The sequence below is a fragment of the Microvirga sp. GN3 genome (assembly GCF_055792825.1).
The window spans coordinates 41,354-66,510 of sequence record NZ_JBVVAK010000034.1 but is presented as its reverse complement, the minus strand read 5'-3'; the positions used below and the strand labels follow the sequence as shown (position 1 = coordinate 66,510).

Here is a 25,157-nt window from a genome sequence, read left to right as displayed (position 1 = left end):
GTCGACGAGCTACATCCAGCGCCGGCTGCAGATCGGCTACAACCGCGCCGCCTCGCTGATGGAGCGGATGGAGAACGAGGGCATCGTCGGGCCCGCCAACCACGCCGGAAAACGCGAGATTCTGATCAATCATCTCGATCTGGACGATTGATCGCTTGGCCCGATGAGACGGACAAAAGGCGGCTCTCACGAGCCGCCTTTTGTTATGCCGTGAGCTTTACTGGATGACCTGCACGACAGTTCGGGTATCCGGATCGACCAGGACGGTCCGGTCATTCACGATCGTGTAGCTGTAATTGTCCCGAAGACCGACACTGGGGGGAACGTCGTAGAGCCTCACCCGTGACGGGACTGGCTGGCCGACGACGATTTCTTCAGTGACGCGCATCGTGGGACGGCGCTGGGCGACGACATAGGTGCGGACCCTGGTCGATTCTTCGGCTGAGAGAACGCCGCCGACAGCGGCGCCGGCAACACCGCCGACAACGGCACCGACCGGGCCACCAATGACAGCCCCTGTCACGGCACCGCCCGCGGCGCCCGTCGCTGCGCCCGTTTCGGTGCTGCTCTGGCAGGCGGCAAGGGGTAGAGCCAGAAGGGTCAGGAGGGCAGCCGAGTTTAAGACATGATTGCGCATGACGGATTCCTTTCCGATTAGCACCATGCGAACGCCGGAAAGCTTGGCCGGTTCCCTCATTTCCCAATGGGACGATCTCGGACCTGAAAAGTGTGAGCAGGCGAGGCCTTTGTCCTTGCCGTTTCCGTCCTCAAATGCATCTCTCGTGGCGGATAGGAACATGGGTTGGGAGGATAGAATGGCTGAACGTTCCAAGGTTGCGATCGTAACCGGGGCTGGAACCGGGGTCGGCAAGGCGATCAGCGCCGGTCTCCTGAAGGTCGGCTACAGCGTCGTCATGGCCGGGCGGCGGAAGGATGCTCTGGAAGCAGCCGCGAGAGAGATTCGGGAAGAGGGCGCTTCGATCCTCCTCGTGTCGACCGACGTGACGGATCCGGCCTCCGTCGCAGCCCTGTTCGCCGCCACGAAGCAGGCTTTCGGAAGGCTCGATCTTCTCGTCAACAATGCAGGGATGGGCTCTCCGGCCGTTCCTTTCGAGGAAATTCCGCTCGACCAGTGGCAAAAGGTGGTCGCGACCAATCTGACCGGGACATTCCTGTGTACGCAGGAGGCCTTCCGGATCATGAAGGATCAGAACCCGCGAGGTGGGCGGATCATCAATAACGGTTCGGTTTCGGCTTATGCTCCGCGTCCGCTGTCGGCTCCCTATACGGCGACGAAGCACGCTGTTCTGGGGCTGACGAAGTCTACATCTCTTGACGGTCGCGCCTACGACATCGCCTGCGGGCAAATCGATATCGGCAATGCCGCCACGGACATGACCGCCAGGATGACCGACGGTGTGCTGCAGCCCAACGGGACGCTGGCTCCCGAGCCGCGGATCGATCCCAAGCACGTGGCGGATGCGGTGGTCTACATGGCCGGATTACCGCTCGATGCGAATGTGCTCACCATGACCGTCATGGCCACGAAGATGCCGTTCGTCGGGCGAGGATGAGACACATTGCCGTGAAAGGGGCATTTCCACCTGGGAAGTAAGCTGGACTGCTCCATCTCACTGGAATGGCCGGTCCTAAATCAGCCGCGATGGTCGGCTTCCATTCAGCTTGTCCCAAGCAGGATTCGAAGCAGCGGCACCGGCACGGCCTGAACGTTCGTGCCGAGCACCTTCCCGTGGAGTGTAATTGTCCGATGACGGCGACGGAATGAGCGCGATCCTCGTCAAGATCTTCGCAACAGCCCTGACCCTGAGCCAAGTCCTGGTCGATCCAGACTCGGTCAGGACGAGTTTCGATCCCGCGCGGGATCAGGAGCAGGTGTCGCAGATCCTGAAGAATGGCTGCACCCATATGCGGCGTGCCTTCGATATCGAGGACATCAATCTCGACGATCTCATCGCCACAGCCATGGACGACCCGCAGGCCATCACGGGCGATCTGAAGGTGCTGCAGGGGCTGAGCTTCAACGATCTGCATGCGAGCTATCGTCAGTTCTGCAAAGACGAGAAGGTGGATCCTTCGCCCGTCGATCTCAGCGAGGTGATCTCCTATTACAATGCGGCCGTCGCCGGGCTTCCCGATGCCGGAAAACTGAAAGGTCTCAAGCTGCCGGGCGTCAGCGTCATTCTGGACGGAAATGGCAGGCGCTTCGCTGAGGTGTATGAGCCCGATCACCGGCGCATCTGGGTTCCCTTATCGGACATTCCGAAGAGCGTGCAACAGGCCTTTGTCTCGGCGGAGGACAAGCGCTTCTATCAGCACAAAGGCGTTGACGAGCGCGGTGTGATCCGCGCCTTCGTGGGCAATCTCGCCAACCCCGGGCGGCCTGCGGGGGGCTCGACCATCACGCAGCAGGTGGCGAAGAACCTGCTCGTCGGCGACGACGTCACTTACGACCGCAAGATGCGGGAGATGATCGTCGCCTCCCGCATCGAGCGCGTGCTCAGCAAGGCGGAAATCCTCGAGATCTATCTCAACTCGATCTATCTCGGTCGCTCCTCCTGGGGCATCGAGATGGCGGCGCAGAGCTATTTCGCGAAGGGCGCCAAGGAACTGTCCGTATCCGAAGGAGCGCTGCTCGCGGGGCTGACGAAGGGGCCGAATTACTACAATCCCGACACGAAGCCCGACCGAGCCCAGGAGCGCATGGCCTATGTGCTGAGCCGCATGCAGGATGACGGGTTCCTGAAGCCCGATCAGGTGCAGCAGGCCGTCGCGTCCCTGCCGTCGAGGATACCGTTCGAACGCATCAGACGAACGACGGGCTTTCACTTTGTCGATCATGTCAGCCGCGACGCCCGCACGCTCGCCGATATCGAGAGCCTCACGGCAGGCGGCTACACGGTGCGATCCACCATCAACCCCGCTCTGCAGCAGGCGGCGGAGGCTGCCCTGCAGGAGGGGCTTGCCCGCTACGAGTTGAGCATCGGGCGTCAGCGCTACCAGGGCGCCGAGGCGAACCTCGCGCAGGCCGTCAAAGCGCTCGAAGGCACGAAGGATGCTGCGCCGGCCTGGAAGCGGGCATTGGAGGCGGTGCGACTGCCTCTCTATGACGTGCAATGGTCGGCAACTGTCGTAATCGAGAAGGGGAAGGACCGAAAGACCGGAGCCAATGTTCTGCGGGTTGGCCTCGCGGATGGGCGTATTCTGCCGCTGAATGCCTGGGGGGCGGCGCGGCGCGATCTCAAGCTCCATGACGTGGTGCGCGTCCAGGTCATCGAGCAGAAGGGCAAGGGGGCGGTTCGCGCCGATTTGAGGACGCCGCCTTCCGTGCAGGGCGGGGCAGTCGTTCTGGAGAACAGGACCGGCCGCATCCTCGCCATGACGGGCGGGTTCTCCTATCCGTTGAGCCAGCTCAATCGGACAACGCAGGCTCACCGGCAGCCGGGCTCCGCCTTCAAGCCGCTGACCTATCTGGCGGCTCTGTCGAAGGGTTTGCAGCCCAACACCTTGATCTGGGACGCGCCGGTGACGCTGCCCCCCGTGGGCGGCGAGGCCAATGCACGGGCCGGCGACTATTGGAGCCCGAAGAATTTCGACGGGGGACGCTCGGGCATCATGACCCTGCGCCGGGCCCTCGAAAACTCGAAGAATCTGGTGACGGCACGTCTGCTCGACGGCGGCATCGAATCCTCGCCGGAGCAGAGCCTGAAACGGGTGTGCGAGCTCGCGCTCGAGGCGCAGCTCTATCTGGAATGCACGCCGCATTATCCGTTTGTTCTCGGTGCGCAGCCGGTGCGGATTCTCGATCTCGCCGCTTTCTATGCGGCCGTTGCCAATGAGGGTGCCATGCCGGTTCCTCATGCCATCGAGAGCGTGGAGGAGAACGGGCGTGTCATCTACAGCCGGAAGACCAAGTCGCTCGCGAGGCTCGGTTCGGCCGATGCGGCCGCGTTCTATCAGCTGAAGACCATGCTGCAGGGCGTGCTGGAGCGCGGGACGGCTCGTTCGCTGAAGGCGCTTGCGCCCTATGCTGCGGGCAAGACCGGAACCTCGGACAACGAGAACGATGCCTGGTTCGTGGGCTTCACTAATGACGTCACCATTGCTGTCTGGGTGGGGCATGACAATGCCGACGGCAAGCGCCGGACGCTCGGGCGCGGGCAGACCGGCGGCAAGGTGGCAGCTCCCATCTTCCAATCGATCCTTCAGGCGGCATGGGAACACCATGCGCCGAAGTCGCCCCTCAGCCCGCCATCGCCCCAGGCAGCCAAGCAGCTCATCGCTTTGCCGATCGATCTCAACACCGGCGATCGGTTGACAGAAGGGCAGGGCCATGGCTTCACGGAATATTTCCGCCTAAGCTGGTTCGGACGGTTGAACGAGACGCAGTTCCGCCTCGTGCCGCAATCGGACGTGTATGCATTCCGCAATCCCGATCCGTGGAGCGACGGCGAGGAGAGGGGCGGGCCCGACTACTACGAGGATGGGCCCTATGCGCAGGGACCGGGCTGGCTCGACAGCCTGCGCCAGAACGCTCCCCCGTCACGCCGTCAGGCCGAGCCCGAGCGAGGCTTTCGCTGGTGGTGGGAGGACGATGCCCCCCGGCGGCCCCGGCGGATCGATCCCGATTACTTCTGGCGCAACGGACAGGTTTATTGATGACATCGAAGACGTCTTTCGGACGGGCACTGACCGTCCTTGCTGCTCTTTTTGTCTCCGCCGGGGCGCCCGAAGCGCAGGAGTTCAAGATCGACGAGGTACCGTCCGTGACGGCCGTGGCGCCGTCAAAGTTGAAGCCGAAGACCATCCTCTTCAGCGACCACCGAGACGACAAGCTGGCCGATGCCGGAACAGGCCTGATCCGCTTCGAAGATTGGGCGCGCGAGAGGCCTTTGCAGAAGCAGCTTCTGAGTCTTTTTCCGGATTATGTCGAACCGACCATCAAGGTCTCGGTTCACGGCATCCCGAGATCCTATACCGAGAAGCTCCACATGTATGTGGTGGAGGCCCGCTTCCTGATCGGCAAGGCACCGGGTGCCATCGATCTTGGGCGCTATACGCAGCTCGAGGTGCTCGAAAAGATCGATCCTTCCATCAAGCATCGCCGCATCGATGCCGAGCAGGCTGCACCGCAGGCGGATCCTCAGAGCGCCCATAACCGCCATCCGAACCGCCGCTGGTGCGAGGCGGAAGGAAGCCTCTGTATCGAATCCCGCTATCCGCTGGAAGGTAAGCTTCCGGTCGGCATCAGGCTTGCCAACAAACTGGAGGAAGGCGGTAAGAAGATCTCGGAATCCATGGATTTTCAGACAGAGATCCGTGTGCTGCCGCTGGAGGAAATCGGCCGCAGCAATTTCGCCAGGCTGACCGGCCTCGATGCGCCCGTTGCCGGGGTGCTCGAACAGACGATCTTCCATGTCAATCAGGTCATGCAGTTCGGAAAATTGCTGGCGATCCTGCAGCCGCATCCTTCGGATCCCGGCAAGTCGGTCGCCACCGTCTTCATGGCGCTTGCGGTCGAGACCGATGTTCTGGAGCGCAAGAAGGAGTTCGAGAGCGTTCCCGTGCTGCGTAACCTCATCCCGGCTCAGGTTCTCATGGGGAAGAGCTCGTTCAACTCCGGAAGCTCCATCAGCGCCGGGCTTCCCGATTATGTCCGCAATCGTATCCGCGCCATTGCCGGGCAGTTCGAACAGTGATCTGTCGGGTGCTGACCCCACGAAAAAGCCCCGTTCCAATTAGGCCGAACGGGGCTGCAGAGTGTGCGGAGGCGACAAGGGGTTGCGGGGAATGGTGCCTCCGTACCAAACCAAGTGTTCAGCTTGTTCAAGGTTCCTTGGGAAATGCCATTCTTGAACCTTGGCAGGCATCAATTTTCCTTGATTGCGCCATGATCCCGGCTCTCACTAATCCTTTGTTGCCGTGACGGGCAGCGCGAAGGACACGCCGCGCCGACGCAACAATCCCGTTTCAAGAGTGTCGGAGTTGTCAGTCCGAGTTCTTCCTCCCGAACTTGCCTTCCTTGGCTCACGCTGAGGAAGGCATTTTGTTGGGACCTCGAACGGCCGCTCATGGTGCCAAGCTTCGAAGTCCTTCCGTTCGGTGCCGCGCCCTGTTATCTCCCCCAAGTTGTTGATTGATACGACCGAGATGAAGAGGTGCCTCTGATGGCCAAGGCCATTCACTCCATGATCCGGGTGCTCGACGAGCAGCGCTCCCTTGCCTTCTACGACAAGGCTTTCGGTCTCAAAGTGGCGGAGCGTCTGGCATTCGAAGGCTTCACGCTCGTCTATCTCAGCAACGGAAACAGCGAGTTTGTGCTGGAATTGACGATCAATCATGGCCGGACGGAGCCTTATTCGCTCGGCGATGGATACGGGCATCTGGCATTCTCGGTCGACGATCTGGAAGCGGAGCACGCCCGGTTCGAATCCCTCGGTCTCAATCCGACGCCGCTCAAGGAGCTCAAGCTTGAGGGCAAGCCTCCTGCTCGGTTCTTCTTCGTTCAGGATCCGGACGGGTACAAGATCGAGATGCTCCAGCGTGGCGGTCGCTACAAGTAGCCTCAGCCGCAGATCACCCGTCAGTTTTTTGTCCTAGAGAGATCCTGTGGCCATCCGTCCGATTGTTCGCTTTCCCGATCCTCGTCTGCGTCAGAAGGCGGAGCCGGTTGACGATATCGACGAGGATGTGCGGGCGCTTGCCCGGGATCTGACGGAGACGATGCATGCCGCGCCCGGGATTGGCATCACGGCGCCGCATATCGGGATCCTCAGGCGGCTTGTGGTGATCCAGTTGGAATCCGACCGCGAGCCGCACATCTATCTCAATCCGGACGTGGTCTGGTCGTCTTCCGATATGGTCCGGCACGTGGAGGGGAGCGTCTCCATGCCGGGCGTGACCGATGAGCTGGAGCGTCATGCCCGGGTTCGGGTGCGCTACCGGGACCTCGATGGGACGGAGCGTGAGGAGGAGGCGGAAGGCCTGATGGCCGTCTGCCTCCAGCATGAGATCGATCAGCTCGACGGCATCTTCTGGATCGACCGTCTGTCGAAATTGAAGCGAGACCGCCTGATCAAGCGGTTCGAAAAGCTCCAGCGCATCAGGGACTGATGGTGGAGTTGCTCTGATGGTGGAGTTTGAGAAACGTGATTGAAGTTTACCGCATCGAGACCGTGGCTTCTGAAGAGGCTGGTGGGGAAATCATCCGCCGGATCATGGTCCGCACCGATTCCATCGAGAAGGCGAAGGAGAGGGCGCTCAAGGTGTTCTCCCTCGCGCGGCGCCCGCAATCCCGCGATCCTGAGGTCGAGGCGGTTCGTGTTCTGAACGGAGCCGGCCATGAGGTCTTTTCGATCAGTACCAGGGATTAGGTTCCTGCCTCTGACACGGGCCAGCTGGGGATAAGCCAAACTCCATTTGACAGCGTGCGCATTCACCGGTACTTGCGCGCCTCCATCGCAAGAAACGCTCACCTGGAGCGGGCGATACGAGACAATGCGCGGGCGTAGCTCAGTCGGTTAGAGTGCCGGCCTGTCACGCCGGAGGTCGCGGGTTCGAGCCCCGTCGCCCGCGCCACTCTCCCTAAATGCTGTAGCAGCGATACTGTCTTCGTCCGTCGAGATTTCTCCAGTCGAAGCGACGGGCTCTCCATTCGCATTCCCGAACGAACAAAGGAGCCGCGAGGGCTCCTTTGCCGATCATTCAGGATCTGAGCAGGGCATCAGGCGATCTTGCCGCCGCCCTGCTTGGTGATGACGAGCACGGAAGGACGGGTCGGCAGGTTGTCCTTGAAGTCCGGCCAGCGGGTGATCGGATTTTCGAAGGTCGAGGTTGCACATTCCTCCGCCTCGCCGGGATGCTGGACGGCAAGGAAGAGCGACTCGTCGTCCGGGGTGAAGAAGGGACCGCATAACTCGCCGCCGACCGGCACGCGGAAGAAGTGCCTGGACGTGCCGCGCATCTCGCCCTCGGTTTCCAGAGCCCACAAGCCGTCCGCACGGCCGGTCGCCTTGGCGTTGTTGCCGTCGGTGGAGATCCACAGGCGACCCTGACTGTCGATGGCACAGTTGTCCGGCATGCCGAACCAGCCGTTCTTCGTTGTTTCCGACGAGAAGGTCGCGCCGACCGAAGCAACGGACGGGTCTCCGCATTTCACCAGGACTTCCCAGGTGAAGGCGGTTGCAGCGTGATTGCCGCCTTCCGGCATCATCTCGACGATATGGCCGAAGGCGTTGTTGGCGCGCGGGTTGGCCGGATCCACCTGATCTTCCTTGCGGCGCGTGTTGTTCGTCAGCATGACGTAGACGCGGTTGGTCTGAGGATTGGCCTCGATGTCTTCGGGGCGATCCATCTTGGTGGCGCCGAGAAGATCTGCCGCGCGGCGGGTCTCGATCAGCACGTCGGCCTGGCTCTTGAAGCCGTTGGCCTCGGTCAGCGGCCCCTGGCCGTGGATCAGCGGCAGCCAGGTGCCCTTGCCGTCCGGGTTGTACTTGGCGACATAGAGGGTGCCTTCGTCGAGCAGGCCGAGATTGGCCGCCCGGTTCTGCGTGTCTACCTTGCCGGCAGTGACGAACTTGTAGACATAGTCGAAGCGCTCGTCGTCGCCGAGATAGATCACATAGCGGCCGTCGCTGTTGGTAATTCCGGCAGCGCCTTCATGTTTGGTGCGGCCCAGTGCCGTGCGCTTCTTCGGCACGAAGTTCGGATCGAAAGGATCGATCTCGACCACCCAGCCGAAGCGGTTCGCCTCATTGGGTTCCTTGGTCAGGTCGAAGCGGTCGTAATACTTGCCCCAGGCATAGGCAGGCGTGCCGAGGCCATAGCGCTTGTAGTTCTTAGCTTCGGCATGATCGTCGCCGAGCTTGCCCCAGAAATAACCGTTGAAGTTCTCTTCGCAGCTGAGCCAGGTGCCCCAGGGGGTCACGCCGCCGGCGCAGTTGTTGATCGTGCCGTTCACCTTGTGGCCGGTGGCATCGGCCGAGGTCTTCATGCGGTCGTGGCCGGCGGCGGGGCCGGTGATGTCCATCGGCGTCGCGGCCGTGATGCGACGGTTGTACTTGGAATCCTTCACCACCTGCCATCGGCCGTTCACGCGGCGGATCTCGACGATGGCGCCACCATGGGCCGCAACTTCGATATCGACCAGTTCCTTGGTCATCTTGGAGAAATCGGCATCCTTGGTGTCCTGGATGCCGACACCCGGGAACATCAGTTCCTCGTTGGTGTATTCGTGGTTGGCCACGAGCAGGCCATGGTCGGCCGAACCGTTGAGCGGGATGAAGCCGATGAAGTCCGTGTTGTAGCCGAACTGACGCGCCTGTTTCTCGGCGGTCTGATTCATCGGGTCGAACTCAGGGGCATCGGCGAAGATCGGGTCGCCCCAGCGCAGCAGCACCTGGGCATCGTAGCCCTCGGCCACATGGTGGGTCTGGTCGACACCGGCCTCGATTTCCTTGAAGTTGAAGGACAGGCCGTTCGCCTTCTTTGCCGGCTGCTCATTGGCAGCCAGGGCGCGGGTGCCCACGGTCGCCGAGATCGCGGCGACGGCAAGCGAACCGCGCAGGAGGTCGCGCCGGTTGAAGCGTGTGGCGATGATCTCGCCCATGGTGAGGTTTTGCGTCGGATTAATTCCGACATCGCCCGAATCTTCTAGCTCGCTCGAGCGCATGCGGCCCTTGTGCTCGTCCATATCGGCTTCTCCGTATCTTGGGGACGCAGCCGGATTAGAACTGTTCTATGTAAGTCTGGTGACAGTGCCGCGAAATCAGACCACTTCGGCGGGACATCCTGAGCCAGATCATTTATGGTTGGATAATGAGCAACAATATTTCCGAGCTTCGAGAACAATTATCCGATCAATGGCAGAACGTTGCCATCGATCTGATCCGGAAGGGAATTCCGGCCGACATGGTGTTTGAGTCTCTTTTGACCGTGGGATTGGCCGGCCACGTCGAGCTTCACGGCAAGGATATGACGGCCGGCAAGCTCGTGGCCATTGCCGGGCAATTGTCCGATCAGGTCAGGCGTGAGAAGGAGGCTCTGCAGGAGGCTTCCAACGCGACGAAGAACTAGCCATCCAAATCTGCGCATTCGACTTACGGCTAAAGCGTCATCAAAATTGCACGTGAGGCATTTTCCCGGTGCAACGTCTGGGGTTATTGTCGCGTTAGCTCGGCGAAGTTCTTCGAGGCGGCGTTGGCCGCTTCTCCGCCCAACAGCCACAATGGGGTCGTGCCCTCATGCAGCCGGCGCTCGACAGCAATACCCTGGACCGCTTGATAGCCCTTGGGCGCAAGCAGGGCCATCTCACGAACCAGGATCTCGAAGCCAATCTGCCGATCGAGTCCATGAGTGCGGAGGAGATCGCGCTCGTCGTCGTTCATCTGGAAGAGACCGGCGTTCCGGTTGAATTGGACGATAGACTCGTTTCACCGAATGCGAAGGCCAGCCCGACGCCGGTCAAAAGTGCTGAAATCATTCCCTTCCCGGGTCGTGCCGCGACCACGCGGATGAAACGGCGAACGGCTCCTCTTCAGAAAGCGCCCCAGTCCGAGACAGCCAAATCGGCCGAGCAGGAGAGGCGGACCACCCATTGGGTCGTCGCGGTATCCGGTCTGCTGGTTCTGATACTGCTGGTCGGTCTCGTCATGATGCTGGGTGTCTGATCTTCACATCCTTCGACGAGTGTGACGATGCTCAGAGTTCGGCCTGGGCTTCGCCTATGACGGGAAGTGGCTTGACGGCCGGCCCGCTGAAATGCGTGGCGCTGAGCTGACGTTTCGTTTCGGACGTGAAGCCAAGATCCAGGAACGCCGTTCGCGGATCGAAGAGGGATTTCGCTGCCGCCGTCTCGTCATAGCCGAGAATGGCTTCAAGCTCGGGAACGATCCTTGGTGCTGGGGCTGAGACAATCGCCGCCAGTGCATCCGACGTTGCATCCGGCATGGCGGCAGCCGCGAGCTTGATCTCGCGCGGGCGCTGCGGTGGAAGGGGCACCGTCGCGACGATCTCCTTGAGGCTTTCCGGATCAGCCGAGGCAACCATCGTCGATGTGCTCGGAGCCGGATTCTCAGTCTGCTGCGCGGGTGCGGTGTTCTTGCCGCCAAAGAGATTGGCAAACAGATTGCCGATAGACGGCCCGCTTCCGGCCGAGGCCTGCGTGGCGAGAGAGGCGTTGCGGGACAGGATCTCGGCTTTCGCCAATTCGTAACCTGCCAGCGGCTTGCCGTCGGAAGGAAGGTGAAGGGTCTTCCCATCGGGGAACAGCTGAACAAGCTGCTGCTGGGTCATGCGCGGCCAGGCGCGCACATTGCCGGTATCCACATGGACGAAGGCGGAGGACGCATAATAGCCCACGCCGCCATACTGCATCTTCATGGCGACGGCGCGCAGCCGGGCCGTATCCACATCGGGTAGACGGATATCCATGGCCTTGCCGAGCATGTGCTGGCTATTCTCGGCGACACCGCTCGACCGGCGACGCAAGGCGCCGTTGGTTTCCGGCGACCGATAGGCGGAGATGATGTTGATGGGCTGCGAAGAGCCGGATTCCCGGTAGACTTCCCAGAGAATATCGAACAGGCGCGGATCCATCTTGGCCGGCTTTTCCACACGCCAATCGCGCAGGAACCAGTTGAGCTGCTGTAGCCCGGCGGAGTCGTATTGCCCATTGCGCCGGAAGGTTACAGTCAAGCTTTCCCGCGTGTGAGTATGGAAGAATGAGAGGGTACGCGTCTCTCCGAAAGCGGCGGCATCCTGAACGCGAGCTGTCGCCAGTAGGAGAAAAGATGCCGTACTTAAGAGACTTAATGCCAGATAAGATGCGCTCTTCCTGCCGGGCAGGTAGCTGCGTTTGGACGCAGATACTGCCCTGCGTCCGCCAGCCGATCGTTCGGATCGGGCGAAAATTCGCGCCATGGTTCGTTAGTTCCCGCGTCCCTTGAGCGACGTGTGATCGTTAACCATGGCAAAAATAGGCGCGAACCGTACCTTTTTGCTTAATCAGGAACGCGCAGCGGTCTGATTTCGCTTGGTGCGACCAGAAAGCACCACCACCTTCGTGCCCGTCGGGGTGTGATTGTACAGGTCGATGACGTCCTGATTGATCATGCGGATGCAGCCGGATGACACATTGGTGCCGATGGTCCATGGCTCGAAGGTGCCGTGGATGCGGTAGAGGGTGTCCTTGTTGCCCTGCCAGAGATAAAGGGCGCGGGCGCCAAGAGGATTGCCGGGACCTCCAGGCATGCCGGCACCGCCGGGCAGTTCACCCATCTGCTCCATGAGTTCGGGTTGCCGCCCGAACATCTCCTTCGGCGGATACCAGTCCGGCCATTCCTGCCTGTCCTTGATGGTGGCGGTTCCGGACCAGCTGAAGCCCGAACGGCCGACGCCCACTCCATACCGCACGGCCATGCCATCGCGCATGACGAGGTAGAGATATCGCGCCCGGGGATCGATCACGATGGTGCCTGGCGGCTCGGTCGTGTCGTAATGAACCACCTTGCGCAGGTAGGCCGGATTGATCCTGGATAGCTCGATCCCAGGAACCGGGAAAAGATCGTCGTCGATGGGGGCGTACATGCGCTGATAGGCGGACATCTCCCGCACCGACTGGGCGTAGCCGCGGTGGATCGGCAGACCGGCGCCTACGGCAGCGGCTGAGGCTCCAAGCAGGAAGGTTCGGCGGCTGAGGTCCATTATGCTCTCCCCGACAGACTTAACTCGACAATATGAAGACGCTGGACCCCGCGTCTCGGTTTCATGATAGCTGCTATGCTTCAGGGTTAAGAGAAAGCCTGGCCGTTCACATTCGGGCGAGCGCGGGGCAGGGGCAGCTCATTATGGCGATTGAAAATCTCTCGTGGTCGTGGCTGGCAGGAGTTGCGCTGCTCGGCATCGTGTTCGTTCTGGTCCTCTTCTGGACCCGCAAGCCGCGCTATCGCCGCCACTCGATCATGACGGAAAACGAGCGCGAATTTTACCAGCGTCTTCTTGCAGCATGTCCCGATTGCCAGATCTGGCCCCAGGTTCCCATCCTGGCGCTCGTCCGGCCCGATGCGAAGGAAGGCAGCCGTGCCTTCTGGATCGCCTTCAAGAAGATCTCGAACACGCGCGTCGATTGGGTCGTCATTCAGGACATGGAGGTCATCGCGATCATCGAGCTCGACGACCGCTCTCACGATGCCCGGAAAGATGCGCAGCGTGACAAGGTTCTGAAGTCATGCGGCTATCGCGTCATCCGGTTCAACTCGAACCGCAGGCCCGATCCGCAGCAGATCCACGATGCCATCTTCCAAGTGCAATAGGGACTCAGGCGCGCATTGCCCTTCGTTCGTCTGCTCGGAAGCTCTCAAACACCTCCTCCCGAAGCACATCCGGCCCCGACAGGTAGCGGGCGGAATGATGGAATGGCGTGACGTACCGGACCCCGGCTTCGCGGGCGATGGATCCGGCTTCCCACGCGGTCAGGTGAAGAGACGCGATGGCGAGCGCGCGGTCGCGCTCCAGAAAGACGGCTTCAATGAAGAGTTGGTCGGCTTCGCGGGCGAGCTGCAGGATTTTCGCGCGGTTTTGCGGATGCGGCGCCGCGTCCGTGACATAAGCGACCGCCTGACCGGAGGCGATGTGCAACGCGCTGCCCTTCAGCTCACCCAGGCGGATGCTTCGTCCTCCAGGGATGGCGACGGGATGATCGTCGGGCATACCGAGGCGGACAGCCCGCTTGGCATCGTTGAGCCAGGGGCCGGTCGGAAGATCCAACTCGTTCAACATGCCTCGCCACACATTCACTTGAAGCACCTCCCGTAGGGCGAAGGCGAGGGAAGGGATACCATGGTCGAGGGCGACGCACTCGATCCTGAACTCACCTTCCATCAAGGCGACGCTTTGCGGAAAGACGGGCGGCTCGATCTCGCGTCGGGTGAAGGCTTCACGAGCATGGAACTCAGCAGCTTTCGTCAGACGAAGGCCATCGCAGTCCATCGCTCTCAGGCAGAAATCGACCGAATTCTCGTCCAGAAGATTCCAGGTGAAGCTTCGGATCCTATGTTCCACCTGCGCCACGAAGCCCGGCGGGCCGATGAGGGTCAGGGGAAAGGGGCGGTGAAGGCAAAGGCGAAACAGCCGGTCGAAGCCGGCCATGTGGTCCACGTGCGTGTGTGAGACGAAAACGTGGCTCACCCGCAGCAATTCGCGAGAGGAAAGGGCGCCGACATCGCCAAGATCGAAAAGGATCGCCCGGCGGCCATAGCGAAAATCGAGATAGAGGCCCGGATCGCCGAAAGGATCGTTCACAAGGCGAGGTTGAACAAGCCAGCTCATGCGGCGCCAACGGCCCCGATCTCGGCAGGTTCCCTCATACGAGAGCGAGCCCAGAGGCCTTGGCTCGCTCTCGTATTTTTCAAGATGCTGGCTGATCCGACCTACAGGTCGGAGAGATCAAGGTTCGTCCTCGACCTCCTCAGGGTCGGTCACGTCGACCAGGAACATGATATAGGGACCTTCTTCCCCGTCATCGTCATCCTCGTCGTCATCGAAATCCGCGTTCTCGAATTCGGTCTTTTCCTCTTCCGTCGAGGCCCTGACGTTAAGGGTGGCGAAACCGTCCCATAAGGGAGCTCCGTCGCTCTCAAGCACTTTGAGATCATCCTTGAAATCCTCGCTCATGAGGAGCTCGCGGGCTTCATCTTCATCGGCATTGGTGATGGCAACCGGCTTGTCGCTGATCGTAAGCGTGAACATGATTCTTCCTTTCCATTCGCCCGCAAGGGATAACCACTAACGCTCGACCCCGCACGTTCGTGGCAGGGGATATGCACATGAAGCGACATGAAGATGACGGAGCGCAGGACCGATCATGGACAAGACAAGCCCCGCTCACTGGACGCCCTTCTTCTTCAACCAAGCCTGCATCTCGGCAATCTCACGCTCCTGTTCGCGGATCACGTCGGTGGCCCATTTGCGGATCTGCTCGTCCTTGGCATGTTGAAGCGCCACCTTCGCCATATCGATGGCGCCCTGGTGATGCGGAATCATGCTCCGAACGAAATCCACATCCGAGTCGCCGCTGAATTGGATGTCCATGTTGCGATGCATCGTCTCATTGGCCTGGCGGTAGCCCTGCGTGGACGGGCTATTCGATGCCTGCGCGGTTTGAGCAGGCATCGAATGGCCGGAATGGCCTCCATGGGAAGTCTGCGCCAAGGCGAGGGCGGGAAGAACGGTCAAGGCGACGGTAAGGGCAAGGGAGTGGATCTTCATCATTGCTGCTCGTGACTTGAAAGAAATCAGATGGGACCAATCCGCGTGAATGGAACCCCATGGCGGTATGGGCATGTCTATTGTGGCGTCGCTCTCAAGCGTCCTGATGAGAGAGGAGGCGGGCCGGGCAACCCGCCTTGTCCAGGGCCTGCAGTAGCAAGGTTTCCCCTCGGCTTGAGGCGACCGTGACGATATGGCTTTCCAGGTCGACCTCAACCAGGGGCTGGTGGAGCGAGTTCGTGAATCGCTTGGCTGACGGCTCTGAGGCAGCCGCCGCAATGCATATCCGGAACGTGGAAGTGGTGAATGGTCGGGATCCTTTTTCTCAAAGGCCCGAGGTTTCTAGGCCTTCCTACGATGGGAAGGTCAAGGGAAGCGGGAGAGGTTATTCAGGCTATATGCTTGTCAGCATAAAGGATGTGATTGCAGCAGCTTATCTTCTTCGAGTAGCTCTGTTATCGCGGATAAAGATACAAATTTTTTAGGGGTAGCCGACCGTGGTCGGGACGAAAGAAATGAAGGTTGTAACCCATAGCGGCACATTCCATGCCGACGATGTCTTCACCTTCGCCATTTTGCGGGAGGCCTTGGGGGCTTTCGACTTCGCGCGGACCCGCGAGACTGCCCTGATCGAGACGGCCGATCTCGTTTTTGATGTGGGCGGCATCTACGATGTCGCGAGAGGCCGCTATGATCATCATATGCGGGATCTGCCCCGCCGGCCCGATGGCACGCCCTATAGCTCGGTTGGCCTGATTTGGCGCGATTTCGGGCGCAATGCCCTGCCCAAACTCATTCCGGGGATTGACGAAGACCTGCTGGACGCCGTCTGGCAGGATATCGATCAGGGTTTCATTCTTGTCATCGATCAGGCCGACAACGGCGTTGCCTCTGTCAACCAGGGCCACCTTTCGCTTCTGATCGAGGCGTTCAATCCCACCTGGGCCAGCGAACAGGCCTATGACGACGCGTTCCTCGAGGCGGCCGATTTTGCCAGAGGCATCCTGGTTCGGGCATGCCAGCAGGCCCATGCGGAAGCAGAGGCCCAGTCGTCCGTACTGGCGGCAGCCGGGAAGGCGTCGGACCCCCGGATCATCGTTCTCAATCATAAGCTGCCCTGGGAAAAGGCCGTCTTTGAGGGCGGATTGCGCGATCTTCTCTTCATCATTTACCCGAATGAGGATTCCACATCCTGGTACTGTCGAACCGTTCCGCCTGAGCCCAGCTCCTTCGGCCAGAGACTGTCTCTACCGGAGGCTTGGCGCGGATTGCAGGAGGAGGAGTTTTCTCAAGTCGCCGGGATCGCGGACGGTGTCTTCTGCCATCCGAGTGGATTCATCTGCGGGGCGCGCTCCCAGGGATCCGCTATCCGGCTGGCCGAGAAGGCGATTGCTGCCGGTCATTAGTGCACTGAACACAAGAAGTGGAATCCACTTTTAGGACCAAACCTATGCTCCATCTCTTGGCTGGTGCATCGTTGGGCGCGGCTCTTCGGGACCGTACGATGCGCTAGACGAGGTGTCATTCGCGAGAGGTGAGACATGAAGCAGGTGCCGATCATTTCTCATCCCGCCTATGAGGCCACGCTGCCGGACGGCCACCGCTTTCCCATGCGGAAATATGGGCGTCTGGCAGAGGTCGTCGCGGAGAAGGGACTGGCGTCCAACGGTTTTGCCAAGCCGGAGGAGGCCCCCGCCGAACTGATCGCTCTGGCCCATGATCGCACTTACGTGGATCAGGTCTTCGCCTGCTCCGCTTCCCGCGAGATCGAGCGGAGGATCGGTCTCCCCGTCAGCGAAAGCGTGGTGCGCCGCGCGCGAACCTCCGCCGCCGGGACATTGCTCGCGGCAAGACTGGCACTCCAGCATGGTCTGGCAGGCAGCACCGCCGGTGGCAGTCATCATGGGCAGCGGGAGACCGGGGCAGGTTTCTGTGTCTTCAACGATGTCGCCATCGCGGCCAAGGCACTTCGAGTGGAAGGAGCGCTCCAACGTGCGGTTATCGTCGATCTCGATGTGCATCAGGGCGACGGCACCGCCGATTGCCTGCGCGATGAGCCGGATCTCTTCACCTTCTCGATGCATGCGGAGAAGAATTATCCTGTCCGCAAGATCCCGAGCGATCTCGATATCGGGCTGCCGGACTCCATGCAGGACAATGCCTATCTGGAGGCACTTCGAGCCCATCTGCCGCGCCTTCTCGAGGCCGTCGAGCCGGATCTCGTGTTCTTCAATGCGGGCGTCGATCCGCACCGGGATGACAAGCTCGGGCGCCTTTCCCTTTCCGATGAGGGCCTGCGCCAGCGGGACGATTATGTGATCGAGCAGGCGCGCAGCCGCCAGGTTCCGCTCGTCGCCGTCATCGGTGGAGGTTACTCCACCGATATCGAAACTCTGGCCCGGCGGCATGCCATCGTGTTCGAGGCGATGGCAGCCTGGAGCGAAAGAGGGTAAGGCGCTTATCGCGTCAACGATACGGCGAGTTGTGCGGCCAGTGCGGCATTGTTCTTCACCAGAGCAATGTTGGTGGCAAGACTCCGCCCGACGGTCTTCTCGAACAGGTGGGACAGGAGGAAGGGCGTCACGGCCTTTCCGATAACGCCGCGAGCCTTCGCCTCGGCCACGGCCGCATCGATGAAGGTTTTCATCTCATCCGCAGGGATTTCATCGGCACTCGGCACGGGATTGGCAATGAGAACGCCGCCATCGAGCCCAAGCGCCTCCTTGGTGCGGATCAGATCCGCCATCGCGTCCGGACTGTCGAGGCGCAACGGGACGGACAAGTCACTCGTCCGGCTCCAGAAGGCCGGAAAGCGGTCCGTCCGGAAGCCGACCACGGGGACGCCGCACGTTTCGAGATACTCAAGGGTCCGCGGCAGATCGAGTATGGCCTTGGCACCGGCGCAGATCACCGCGACCGGGGTGCGGGCAAGCTCGTCGAGATCGGCGGAGACATCCATGGTGCTCTCGACGCCCTGGTGGACGCCGCCGATGCCGCCAGTGGCGAAGACGCGGATGCCCGCCAGATGGGCACAGATCATGGTTGCGGCCACCGTCGTTGCACCGTGCCGCCTGGAGGCGACCGCATAAGGCAGGTCGGCGCGGCTCAGCTTCATCACGTCCTTGGCGGTACCGAGCCAGTCGAGCTCCGTGTCTGAGAGGCCGATCTTGATGCGGCCTTCGATGATCGCAATCGTAGCGGGCACGGCACCGTTCTCACGCACCACCGCCTCCACCTCGCGGGCCGTGGCGACGTTCTGCGGATGCGGCATGCCATGGGTGATGATGGTGGATTCAAGTGCGACGACTGCGCCGCCTGCGGCGAGCGTGGCCTGTACCTCGGGAGCGATGTCGAGGAAACGGCTGGCATTGTCGTGTTTCATAAGGGCTCCCGTTCAAAGGTTCGACGCTCTAAGGGACAACGTGGATTCCAGCAAGGCGAGTGACAGATCGGGCCTCACGCTCGTCGGGCTTTCCACCGTCAGAGCCGCTGCGATTGTGCCAAGCCGGGCAGCCTTGGCCAAAGAGGCATCCTTCAGCATGGCGACGAGAATGGTTGCAATCAGGGCGTCCCCTGCGCCGGTTGCATCGACAATCTCGGCCTTGACCGCGTTGATCTTCACGATTCCGGAAGAATCCGCCGCGACAAGACCCTGATCGCCAAGCGTCAGGACAACCTGTTCCACGCCACGGTCGAGCAGGGCCTCTACCGCCGCTTCCGGCGAAACCTCATGGCGGTCGAGATACGCTCGAGCCTCGTCGAGGCTGAGGAAGAACACGCCGACGCCTCGCAGATCCTGTGGCAGGCGCATCACCTTCGGCGTCGAAACTGCGTCGACAGCGAGCATCAGGGCTTGTTGCCGGGCAAGGCCGACAAGCTCATGCAGGGTCTCGGAAGGCAGGTTGCAGTCGGCGAAGACCCATGCCGATCCGAGATCGGGCTCCGCCCGGCGCAACAGGGCAGGGGTGGTCCGATCGAAGATCGCCATATTGGCGAGCCCGACGGCAAGCTCGCCATCGGGCTGCAGCACGGCCACATATTCCGCTGTCGCATCTGTATCGGAAATGGTCACGCATCGGGTGTCGATGCTGAGGCGCTTCAAGTCTTCGAGAAGAGCGCGGCCATTGTCATCGTCGCCCACAATCGAAACCAGCGAGGCTTGTACTCCGAGCCTCGCAATGTTCTCCGCCACATTACGGGCGACGCCGCCGAACGAGCGTTCTGAAACGACGGGATTGGAAGTTCCCGGCTGGATTGGCGCCAAAGCGTGGTACTTGCGGTCGACGGCCGCTCCGCCGATGCAAACCACCCTGCTCACTCCAGGCTTCATGTCCGGACCTTCCGCTCGTCGATCATATGCTGGGCAGACGATATGCCGAATGGCCGGCCCTGTCGCAATGGGCCGAGGTGCCGGCGCTTGGCCAGAGTAAGAACGGTCACCGCCGTTTACACTCAAATCCCCTCCGCAAAAGCACAACCGATTTGCGATGGATCAAAGACAGGACCGTGCGTCTCTATAGGCTTGCCATGACAACATGGAGGCTACCATGGGTTTGGGAACAGCGATCAAGCGATGGCAATCGAACTGGATGCGGGCACATGAGTTCGCTTCCCTCGATCCGGATCAGAGGAACGCGCTCGCCCGCGACATCGGGGTTCCGGCAGAAATGCTGCCCATTCTCGTCGCGCGAGGCCCCGAGGCTGCTAGGGAGCTGCCGCGTCTCATGAACGCGCTCTCCCTCGATGCCGACCGGATCAGGCATATCCATGCAACATTGATGCGGGACATGAGCCTTACTTGTTCAGGGTGCACCGCGGCCGTCCGCTGTCGGCACGATCTTGATCGTGGGCGAGCGCCAACCCATTACGGCGAGTATTGCCCGAACGCCGAGACCTTGCAGGAATTGCAAGGCGAGGGCGTTTTAAAGCCTGTTCAGGCCTGAGGGAGGGGAACCCGCCGCCATCTTTAGGGGTATTCTGAGCGCGGTCAGGTGTTCCCGATCGCTAACATATGTTTATTTTCAGGCTCGGTCATGGCATTGTGTCGTTACGGTAGGGCCAAGCGGGAAGCGGATTCAGACCTGTCCGGATACGCATGGCTGCAAGACATCGTGATGGGCCGCGCTTCGCATTCAGGGTTTACCCTTGGATCGCCTCTGGGAATGGAGCGATGCATAGGTGAGGCCGGCGTCCCATCCCTGCGAGGGAGGTGGCATGCCTGCTGCGTCCGCAGCCGGACCTCACGTTGCGTTAGGGGTCTCATCGTCCAAAACCCGTAACTGGATTATCCTGGCGGCCGCCGTTACCGCGAGCCTTGCGTTCCTGATCGCCGCTTCCGCTATCTATTGGCATGCGATCCAGGATCGCCACGGGATCGTTCACAGGGGCTTGTCGGCATCGGCGGCGGCATCCCACATTCTTGACCGGGAGGCCGAGGCGCTCGGTAACATCCTGAAAGGTCTTTCGACATCGCCGCTGCTCAAGGCTGAGGATCTCAAGCCCTTCCACCAGCAACTCCGGGCAACGCCTCGCCCGAGCGGGTCCCGGTTCGTCCTTTGGAACCAGGAGCGCCTGCTCCTTAACTCGGCCTTCGCCTATGGGGCGCCTCTGCCTGCCATCAACGTTCTTCCCATCAGCGAGCAGCGGCTTCAGCTGCTCCGCCGGGTTGGCGTCGCCATGTTGGAGCGCATCCACGCGTCGCTGACAGAGGAGTGGATCATCGCGGTGAGTCTGCGGCTCGGCAGTCCCGATCGCGGAGGCGAACGAATCCTGACGCTGGCTGTGCCCGAGGCTCATCTCGGCAAGGTTGTCCGGGACAGCGCCCCCCGGTCGGGTGGACCGTGTTCATCCTCGATCACAAGCTTCAACATGTGAAGTGGAACGACGCGGAACTTCCGCTCGCCTCGCAACTGCATCCGCAATTGGCAGAGGCCTTGGCGAGCGGAGAACATAACGGACATTTCGAAGTCGATGGCGATGGCGGTACCATTCTCGTGGCCTTCGAGCGATCGGACAACACCGGCTATATCGTCCTGTCGACAATACCAACCGCGCTGATCAACGAGCCGCTCTATCTGGCTCGCCGATGGATCTGGTATGCGGGGATTATCCTGGCCTTGGCAGGGATCGGATCAGCGGCGCTTACCCTGAGAAATATCGGCTCAATCGATGCTCTGAAAGTTTCTGCCGTGTCGACCAGGGCGGAGCTTGTGGAAACGAATGAGCGTCTTGCCGCAATCCTGACGAGTGTCAGCGACTGCTACCTCACGCTCGATCGCACATATCGCATTACCGATATCAATGCTGCGGCCATACGCTGGTTTGGGCTGCCGCGAACTGACGTCATCGGGCATTCCTACTTCGACATTGTCGGGCATCATCCGCAATTCGATGCCGCCCTGAAAAAGGCCCTTGAGAGCGAAACTCCATTCCATGGAGAGTTCTCATCGACGTACAATCCCGGGAAACATATCGATTACAGGGTCGAGCCGACCCGACAGGGAGTCAGTGTCTTCTTCAGAGACGTCACTGAACAGTACCGGGCCCGACTTTCGCTCATGCAGGAGCGAGAGTTTCTCCAAGCCTCTCTGGATGCTCTCTCAGTCCATGTGGCGGTCCTCGATAGTGCGGGTACCATCATTTCCGTCAATGAGGCCTGGCACCGCTTTGCTCGCGAGAATGGATATCCTGGCCCATCACACGGCCTTGGCATGAATTATCTCGATGTTTGCGCTCGGGCCGGAGAATATGATCTAGCCGCAAGGCAGATCCATACCGGGCTCAAAGCCGTCACATCCGGGCAACGGCACGACTACCGGGATGTCTATCGATGCGACGGGCCGGGGGAGCCGCGCTGGTTCCAGATGAGAGCGACGCGCTTCATCGCAGGGGAGTTGTCCCGTATCATCGTGACCCACGAGGACATCACCGAGGTTGTCGCCGTCAAGGCCGAGATCACTGCGCTGTCGGGTCGCCTGCTCACTGTTCAGGAAGAGGAGAGGGAAAGGATTGCCGTGGAGCTGCACGACTCGACGGCACAGCATCTCGTGGCCGTCAGTCTCAATTTGATGCAGGTGGAAAACTTCTGCCTGCCTCCCTCCGGGCGACGGATTCTCGACGAGATCGACCGCTCGCTGGAGGAGGCGCTGAAAGAGCTGCGCATCTTCACCTATCTGCTCCATCCTCCCAGGCTGGAGACGGACGGCCTCGTGAGCACCGTACAAAGTTTCACGGAGGGCTTTTCGAAGCGAACGAACCTGCGGACCATCCTGCGCTTCGATGAATCTGCCGATGATCTTCCGGTCGATCTCCAGCGCGCCCTGTTTCGCATCATCCAGGAAGGGCTGACCAATGTTCACCGCCATGCCGGAGCCTCCGAAGTCATACTCAATCTGCGCCTGACATCCGATCAGGTCATTCTGTTCGTGGCGGATAATGGACGTGGCATGCGGAGCCGGCGCGGTGAGCCAGCGGTGCGGCAACCGACCCTCGGTGTAGGCATCCCGGGAATGCGCATCCGCCTCAGTCAGTTCGGAGGAAGCCTGCAGATTCGCAGTGGCCGGCGTGGCACCATCATCCGCGCGACTGCGCCGCGATTTATTCCAGTGGTTGCAGCCTTGAAGGCATGATCGGTGGGCGGCAAAACAAGCAGCCTGTTCGATTGGGAATTGCCCGAGTGGTTTTCAGGGTTTTTCCTGAGTTCCGCTGTGGAGCTTTTAGGCTATAAGAAGTCATTGCGGGGAGGGTGCAATCCGCCATGACGCGCATCCTGATTGCCGATGATCATGACGTGGTCCGTTCCGGACTCCTTACCATCCTGGGCAGTCAACCCGGATGGGAGGTGGTCGCCGAGGCGGAGGATGGCCGCAAGGCTGTTGAACTGGTTGTCGAGACCAGACCGGATGTCGCCATTCTTGATTACCAGCTTCCCTATCTCAATGGCGTTGATGCAACGCGGGAAATTCGCGCCATCCGGCCGCAGACGGAAGTTCTGATCTTCACCATGCATGAGAGCGAGCTATTGATGCGCGAGCTGCTTGAGGCTGGAGCTCGTGGTTACCTTTTGAAATCCGACGCCCGCAAGTTCCTGATCGCGGCAGTTGAATCACTATCCCAGCACAAGCCGTTCTTCACCGGACGCGTCTCCGAAGCTCTCCTGAACGCTTTCCTCTCTCAGGGACATGCTGCTGACGGCGCATTGACCGCACGTGAGCGCGGAGTTGTTCAACTCATCGCAGAAGGCCATAGCAATAAGGAGGTGGCCCAGATCCTCGGTCTCAATTTGAAGACCGTCGAAAGCCATCGGGCGTCGGCCATGCGCAAGGTCAACGTCAATTCGACAGCAACCTTGGTACGATACGCGATCCGCAACAAGCTCGTCGAGCCTTGATGCAACTCGCCCGATGCTGGCTCTTCCTCCTTCTCAGGGTATTTTTTGACGATCTCGGGGTTTATTCGACCACGCCCGGGATTGCCTCTTTGGGCATGACGAAAGATGCTGGCCTGAAAAGGACTGCCGGGGTGAAGGTCAGAAGCCCGCCAGCTCTTTCGTTCGTCATGCGATCGATGAGGAGGTTCGATGCCGAAAGAACCGATCAAGTCAGACGACGAGGAGCGCAGAGCGCTCGAACGCGAACTGGACGAGGAACTGGAGGAGACCTTTCCGGCCAGTGATCCCCCAAAGGTGACTCGCGTCCCCCGCAGAAGCCAGATCATAAGCGACGATGGCGACGATGAGGGCGAAAACCGGCATTGAGCCGACATCAGCAAAGGAAGCAGTCCTCATCCCGATTGGGAGCCTGAATACTCATGCCATCTGACCCCATGCCTCAGACGACAGCCGCCCCAGGATCCGCTGCCGGAAGCATACGAAGCGCACGGCCCTTCCGCTTCGTGGCACTGAGTTTCCTGTCGCTGCTGGGTGGACTTGGCTGGGGATCGGCGCAAGCCACGGAAGGGGGCGCGAGCCTCTTCATCCCGGGCGGCCATGGCCCCGGAGCAGGCATCGTTCCGCCGCCCGGCTTCTATTTCGCCAACGATTTCTTCGCCTATTCCGGCGAACTCACCGGCGGCCGCCAGATCCAGATCGGCGGCGCGGTGCTGGCGGACGTGAAGACGGAGGTTCGGGCGGACTTCCTGACCGCAACCTGGATCACGCCGCTGGAGATCCTCGGCGGGCGTGTCGGCTTTGGCCTCAGCCTGCCGTTCGGCGTGCCGCGGGTCAGCGCGGGCATCCTTATCGAGGCGCCACGGCTAGGACGGACCTTTGCCTTCAGTCAGCGGGACGCCTCGTTCGTCCTGGGCGATCCCTTGCTGGCCGGCCTTGGGATGCGGGCAAGTTCCACTGGTCGATCGGCGCCACCGTCAACATTCCGGCTGGCGGCTACGAGGAGGGTGAGCTCTCGAACCTTGCCTTCAACCGCTGGATCGGTGACGTCTATGCTGCGCTCACTTGGCTCGATCCGGAACTCGGCCTCGACCTCTCGGGCGCCGTCGGCTTCGAGTTCAACGGCGAGAACCCGGAGACCGACTACCGAAGCGGCAACGCCTTCCACATCGATGTCTCGATCAGCAAGCACCTGACCAAGGAGTTCTCGGTCGGACTTCTCGCGGGCTATTACGACCAGGTCTCCGACGACGGCGGCGTGGGCAACCGGATCGGTCCCTTCAAGGGCCGGGTGACCGCAGTGGGCGCCACCGCCGGCTACGACTTCACCGTTGCCGGCACACCGGTCTCGACCCGGATCAAGGTGTTGCGCGAGGTCGACGTCGAGAATCGACCACAAGGTACCATCGGCCTGTTCTCGCTGGGCTTCCCTCTTGGCGGGCATGCCCCTCCGGCCGCTCCACGAGCGGTCACGGCAAAATATTGAACC

27 protein-coding genes and 1 tRNA gene are annotated in these 25,157 nt (G+C 61.0%); 19 read left to right on the top strand and 9 right to left on the bottom strand.

Going from position 1 to position 25,157, the window contains the following annotated elements:
* Window positions 1-151, top strand: a 151-nt coding sequence (locus ACS5Q1_RS17925) for a DNA translocase FtsK (protein WP_473099458.1), incomplete at its 5' end; no start/stop codon positions are given.
* A gap of 66 nt (window positions 152-217) precedes the next feature.
* Here ACS5Q1_RS17925 and ACS5Q1_RS17920 read toward each other — a convergent pair.
* The gene (locus tag ACS5Q1_RS17920; RefSeq protein ID WP_203443459.1) at window positions 218-637 is read right to left on the bottom strand and encodes a DUF1236 domain-containing protein; all 420 of its coding nucleotides are present in this window, start codon (window positions 635-637) and stop codon (window positions 218-220) included.
* A 178-nt stretch (window positions 638-815) separates the two neighbouring features.
* On the opposite strand from ACS5Q1_RS17920, the gene ACS5Q1_RS17915 reads away from it, so the two are divergent.
* The 7 genes from ACS5Q1_RS17915 (at window position 816) to ACS5Q1_RS17885 (ending at window position 7,596) form a co-directional block, all read left to right on the top strand.
* Window positions 816-1,574, top strand: a complete 759-nt coding sequence (locus tag ACS5Q1_RS17915) for an SDR family oxidoreductase (RefSeq protein WP_473099454.1) — start codon at window positions 816-818, stop codon at window positions 1,572-1,574.
* 208 nt (window positions 1,575-1,782) lie between these two features.
* A complete protein-coding gene (locus ACS5Q1_RS17910; protein WP_473099457.1) occupies window positions 1,783-4,677 on the top strand; it encodes a penicillin-binding protein 1A in 2,895 nt (964 codons plus the stop codon).
* Window positions 4,677-5,717: a hypothetical protein gene (locus ACS5Q1_RS17905; protein WP_473099453.1), complete on the top strand. Its 1,041-nt coding sequence runs from the start codon at window positions 4,677-4,679 to the stop codon at window positions 5,715-5,717. The genes ACS5Q1_RS17910 and ACS5Q1_RS17905 overlap by 1 nt, the downstream gene beginning before the upstream one ends.
* Before the next feature lie 468 nt (window positions 5,718-6,185).
* Window positions 6,186-6,581, top strand: coding sequence for a VOC family protein (locus ACS5Q1_RS17900; RefSeq protein WP_473099452.1), 396 nt, complete (start codon window positions 6,186-6,188; stop codon window positions 6,579-6,581).
* Window positions 6,582-6,627: 46 nt separating this feature from the next.
* Window positions 6,628-7,131: a peptide deformylase gene (locus tag ACS5Q1_RS17895; protein ID WP_473099451.1), complete on the top strand. Its 504-nt coding sequence runs from the start codon at window positions 6,628-6,630 to the stop codon at window positions 7,129-7,131.
* 35 nt (window positions 7,132-7,166) lie between these two features.
* On the top strand, window positions 7,167-7,391 hold the full coding sequence (locus ACS5Q1_RS17890; protein WP_473099450.1) for a hypothetical protein: 225 nt from the start codon (window positions 7,167-7,169) through the stop codon (window positions 7,389-7,391).
* A gap of 128 nt (window positions 7,392-7,519) precedes the next feature.
* A tRNA-Asp gene (locus tag ACS5Q1_RS17885) sits at window positions 7,520-7,596 on the top strand.
* A gap of 145 nt (window positions 7,597-7,741) precedes the next feature.
* On the opposite strand, the gene ACS5Q1_RS17880 is transcribed toward ACS5Q1_RS17885, so the two are convergent.
* A complete protein-coding gene (locus ACS5Q1_RS17880) occupies window positions 7,742-9,709 on the bottom strand; it encodes a PhoX family protein (RefSeq protein WP_473099449.1) in 1,968 nt (655 codons plus the stop codon).
* 125 nt (window positions 9,710-9,834) lie between these two features.
* Between ACS5Q1_RS17880 and ACS5Q1_RS17875 the strand changes: the two genes are divergently transcribed.
* Both ACS5Q1_RS17875 and ACS5Q1_RS17870 read left to right on the top strand, forming a co-directional pair.
* On the top strand, window positions 9,835-10,092 hold the full coding sequence (locus tag ACS5Q1_RS17875; protein ID WP_473099448.1) for a hypothetical protein: 258 nt from the start codon (window positions 9,835-9,837) through the stop codon (window positions 10,090-10,092).
* A 167-nt stretch (window positions 10,093-10,259) separates the two neighbouring features.
* Window positions 10,260-10,685, top strand: coding sequence for an RNA polymerase sigma factor region1.1 domain-containing protein (locus tag ACS5Q1_RS17870; RefSeq protein ID WP_473099447.1), 426 nt, complete (start codon window positions 10,260-10,262; stop codon window positions 10,683-10,685).
* A gap of 31 nt (window positions 10,686-10,716) precedes the next feature.
* On the opposite strand, the gene mepK is transcribed toward ACS5Q1_RS17870, so the two are convergent.
* Both mepK and ACS5Q1_RS17860 read right to left on the bottom strand, forming a co-directional pair.
* A complete protein-coding gene (gene mepK / locus ACS5Q1_RS17865; RefSeq protein WP_473099446.1) occupies window positions 10,717-11,937 on the bottom strand; it encodes a peptidoglycan L,D-endopeptidase MepK in 1,221 nt (406 codons plus the stop codon).
* Window positions 11,938-12,021: 84 nt separating this feature from the next.
* Window positions 12,022-12,720, bottom strand: a complete 699-nt coding sequence (locus ACS5Q1_RS17860; protein WP_473099445.1) for a L,D-transpeptidase — start codon at window positions 12,718-12,720, stop codon at window positions 12,022-12,024.
* A 143-nt stretch (window positions 12,721-12,863) separates the two neighbouring features.
* On the opposite strand from ACS5Q1_RS17860, the gene ACS5Q1_RS17855 reads away from it, so the two are divergent.
* Window positions 12,864-13,328, top strand: a complete 465-nt coding sequence (locus ACS5Q1_RS17855) for a DUF2726 domain-containing protein (protein ID WP_473099444.1) — start codon at window positions 12,864-12,866, stop codon at window positions 13,326-13,328.
* A 4-nt stretch (window positions 13,329-13,332) separates the two neighbouring features.
* Here ACS5Q1_RS17855 and ACS5Q1_RS17850 read toward each other — a convergent pair whose 3' ends face one another.
* The 3 genes from ACS5Q1_RS17850 to copM all read right to left on the bottom strand — a co-directional run bounded on the left by ACS5Q1_RS17850 (window position 13,333) and on the right by copM (window position 15,282).
* On the bottom strand, window positions 13,333-14,343 hold the full coding sequence (locus ACS5Q1_RS17850; RefSeq protein WP_473099443.1) for a ribonuclease Z: 1,011 nt from the start codon (window positions 14,341-14,343) through the stop codon (window positions 13,333-13,335).
* A 117-nt stretch (window positions 14,344-14,460) separates the two neighbouring features.
* Window positions 14,461-14,763, bottom strand: a complete 303-nt coding sequence (locus tag ACS5Q1_RS17845; RefSeq protein WP_473099442.1) for a hypothetical protein — start codon at window positions 14,761-14,763, stop codon at window positions 14,461-14,463.
* Window positions 14,764-14,898: 135 nt separating this feature from the next.
* Window positions 14,899-15,282: a CopM family metallochaperone gene (gene copM / locus ACS5Q1_RS17840; RefSeq protein WP_473099456.1), complete on the bottom strand. Its 384-nt coding sequence runs from the start codon at window positions 15,280-15,282 to the stop codon at window positions 14,899-14,901.
* 515 nt (window positions 15,283-15,797) lie between these two features.
* Between copM and ACS5Q1_RS17835 the strand changes: the two genes are divergently transcribed.
* Together ACS5Q1_RS17835 and ACS5Q1_RS17830 are read left to right on the top strand one after the other, a co-directional pair.
* The gene (locus ACS5Q1_RS17835) at window positions 15,798-16,688 is read left to right on the top strand and encodes an MYG1 family protein (RefSeq protein WP_473099441.1); all 891 of its coding nucleotides are present in this window, start codon (window positions 15,798-15,800) and stop codon (window positions 16,686-16,688) included.
* Window positions 16,689-16,823: 135 nt separating this feature from the next.
* On the top strand, window positions 16,824-17,735 hold the full coding sequence (locus tag ACS5Q1_RS17830; RefSeq protein ID WP_473099440.1) for a histone deacetylase family protein: 912 nt from the start codon (window positions 16,824-16,826) through the stop codon (window positions 17,733-17,735).
* A 5-nt stretch (window positions 17,736-17,740) separates the two neighbouring features.
* Here ACS5Q1_RS17830 and ACS5Q1_RS17825 read toward each other — a convergent pair whose 3' ends face one another.
* Entirely contained in the window at window positions 17,741-18,664 is a 924-nt protein-coding gene (locus ACS5Q1_RS17825) for a pseudouridine-5'-phosphate glycosidase (protein WP_473099439.1), read from the bottom strand.
* A 12-nt stretch (window positions 18,665-18,676) separates the two neighbouring features.
* On the bottom strand, window positions 18,677-19,600 hold the full coding sequence (locus ACS5Q1_RS17820; protein WP_473099438.1) for a carbohydrate kinase family protein: 924 nt from the start codon (window positions 19,598-19,600) through the stop codon (window positions 18,677-18,679).
* A 229-nt stretch (window positions 19,601-19,829) separates the two neighbouring features.
* Here ACS5Q1_RS17820 and ACS5Q1_RS17815 point away from each other — a divergent pair, with 229 nt between their 5' ends.
* The 6 genes from ACS5Q1_RS17815 (at window position 19,830) to ACS5Q1_RS17790 (ending at window position 25,154) form a co-directional block, all read left to right on the top strand.
* Entirely contained in the window at window positions 19,830-20,225 is a 396-nt protein-coding gene (locus ACS5Q1_RS17815; protein ID WP_473099437.1) for a DUF6455 family protein, read from the top strand.
* A 271-nt stretch (window positions 20,226-20,496) separates the two neighbouring features.
* Window positions 20,497-21,156, top strand: a complete 660-nt coding sequence (locus tag ACS5Q1_RS17810; RefSeq protein WP_473099436.1) for a hypothetical protein — start codon at window positions 20,497-20,499, stop codon at window positions 21,154-21,156.
* Window positions 21,123-22,910, top strand: coding sequence for a PAS domain-containing sensor histidine kinase (locus ACS5Q1_RS17805; RefSeq protein ID WP_473099435.1), 1,788 nt, complete (start codon window positions 21,123-21,125; stop codon window positions 22,908-22,910). Before ACS5Q1_RS17810 ends, ACS5Q1_RS17805 begins: the two co-directional genes overlap by 34 nt.
* A gap of 128 nt (window positions 22,911-23,038) precedes the next feature.
* A complete protein-coding gene (locus ACS5Q1_RS17800; RefSeq protein ID WP_473099434.1) occupies window positions 23,039-23,671 on the top strand; it encodes a response regulator in 633 nt (210 codons plus the stop codon).
* Between the two features lie 189 nt (window positions 23,672-23,860).
* Entirely contained in the window at window positions 23,861-24,037 is a 177-nt protein-coding gene (locus ACS5Q1_RS17795; protein WP_203443481.1) for a hypothetical protein, read from the top strand.
* Window positions 24,038-24,131: 94 nt separating this feature from the next.
* Window positions 24,132-25,154: a SphA family protein gene (locus ACS5Q1_RS17790; RefSeq protein WP_473099455.1), complete on the top strand. Its 1,023-nt coding sequence runs from the start codon at window positions 24,132-24,134 to the stop codon at window positions 25,152-25,154.
* Window positions 25,155-25,157: the final 3 nt, after the last annotated feature.

What these genes read in the sequence shown, in the direction of transcription:
- ACS5Q1_RS17920 (WP_203443459.1), bottom strand. Translation starts at nt 637, where the DNA reads ATGCGCAATCATGTCTTAAACTCGGCTGCCCTCCTGACCCTTCTGGCT.
- ACS5Q1_RS17915 (WP_473099454.1), top strand. Translation starts at nt 816, where the DNA reads ATGGCTGAACGTTCCAAGGTTGCGATCGTAACCGGGGCTGGAACCGGG.
- ACS5Q1_RS17910 (WP_473099457.1), top strand. Translation starts at nt 1,783, where the DNA reads ATGAGCGCGATCCTCGTCAAGATCTTCGCAACAGCCCTGACCCTGAGC.
- ACS5Q1_RS17905 (WP_473099453.1), top strand. Translation starts at nt 4,677, where the DNA reads ATGACATCGAAGACGTCTTTCGGACGGGCACTGACCGTCCTTGCTGCT.
- ACS5Q1_RS17900 (WP_473099452.1), top strand. Translation starts at nt 6,186, where the DNA reads ATGGCCAAGGCCATTCACTCCATGATCCGGGTGCTCGACGAGCAGCGC.
- ACS5Q1_RS17880 (WP_473099449.1), bottom strand. Translation starts at nt 9,709, where the DNA reads ATGGACGAGCACAAGGGCCGCATGCGCTCGAGCGAGCTAGAAGATTCG.
- ACS5Q1_RS17875 (WP_473099448.1), top strand. Translation starts at nt 9,835, where the DNA reads ATGAGCAACAATATTTCCGAGCTTCGAGAACAATTATCCGATCAATGG.
- ACS5Q1_RS17870 (WP_473099447.1), top strand. Translation starts at nt 10,260, where the DNA reads ATGCAGCCGGCGCTCGACAGCAATACCCTGGACCGCTTGATAGCCCTT.
- mepK (WP_473099446.1), bottom strand. Translation starts at nt 11,937, where the DNA reads ATGGCGCGAATTTTCGCCCGATCCGAACGATCGGCTGGCGGACGCAGG.
- ACS5Q1_RS17860 (WP_473099445.1), bottom strand. Translation starts at nt 12,720, where the DNA reads ATGGACCTCAGCCGCCGAACCTTCCTGCTTGGAGCCTCAGCCGCTGCC.
- ACS5Q1_RS17855 (WP_473099444.1), top strand. Translation starts at nt 12,864, where the DNA reads ATGGCGATTGAAAATCTCTCGTGGTCGTGGCTGGCAGGAGTTGCGCTG.
- ACS5Q1_RS17850 (WP_473099443.1), bottom strand. Translation starts at nt 14,343, where the DNA reads ATGAGCTGGCTTGTTCAACCTCGCCTTGTGAACGATCCTTTCGGCGAT.
- ACS5Q1_RS17845 (WP_473099442.1), bottom strand. Translation starts at nt 14,763, where the DNA reads ATGTTCACGCTTACGATCAGCGACAAGCCGGTTGCCATCACCAATGCC.
- copM (WP_473099456.1), bottom strand. Translation starts at nt 15,282, where the DNA reads ATGAAGATCCACTCCCTTGCCCTTACCGTCGCCTTGACCGTTCTTCCC.
- ACS5Q1_RS17835 (WP_473099441.1), top strand. Translation starts at nt 15,798, where the DNA reads ATGAAGGTTGTAACCCATAGCGGCACATTCCATGCCGACGATGTCTTC.
- ACS5Q1_RS17830 (WP_473099440.1), top strand. Translation starts at nt 16,824, where the DNA reads ATGAAGCAGGTGCCGATCATTTCTCATCCCGCCTATGAGGCCACGCTG.
- ACS5Q1_RS17825 (WP_473099439.1), bottom strand. Translation starts at nt 18,664, where the DNA reads ATGAAACACGACAATGCCAGCCGTTTCCTCGACATCGCTCCCGAGGTA.
- ACS5Q1_RS17815 (WP_473099437.1), top strand. Translation starts at nt 19,830, where the DNA reads ATGGGTTTGGGAACAGCGATCAAGCGATGGCAATCGAACTGGATGCGG.
- ACS5Q1_RS17810 (WP_473099436.1), top strand. Translation starts at nt 20,497, where the DNA reads ATGCCTGCTGCGTCCGCAGCCGGACCTCACGTTGCGTTAGGGGTCTCA.
- ACS5Q1_RS17800 (WP_473099434.1), top strand. Translation starts at nt 23,039, where the DNA reads ATGACGCGCATCCTGATTGCCGATGATCATGACGTGGTCCGTTCCGGA.
- ACS5Q1_RS17795 (WP_203443481.1), top strand. Translation starts at nt 23,861, where the DNA reads ATGCCGAAAGAACCGATCAAGTCAGACGACGAGGAGCGCAGAGCGCTC.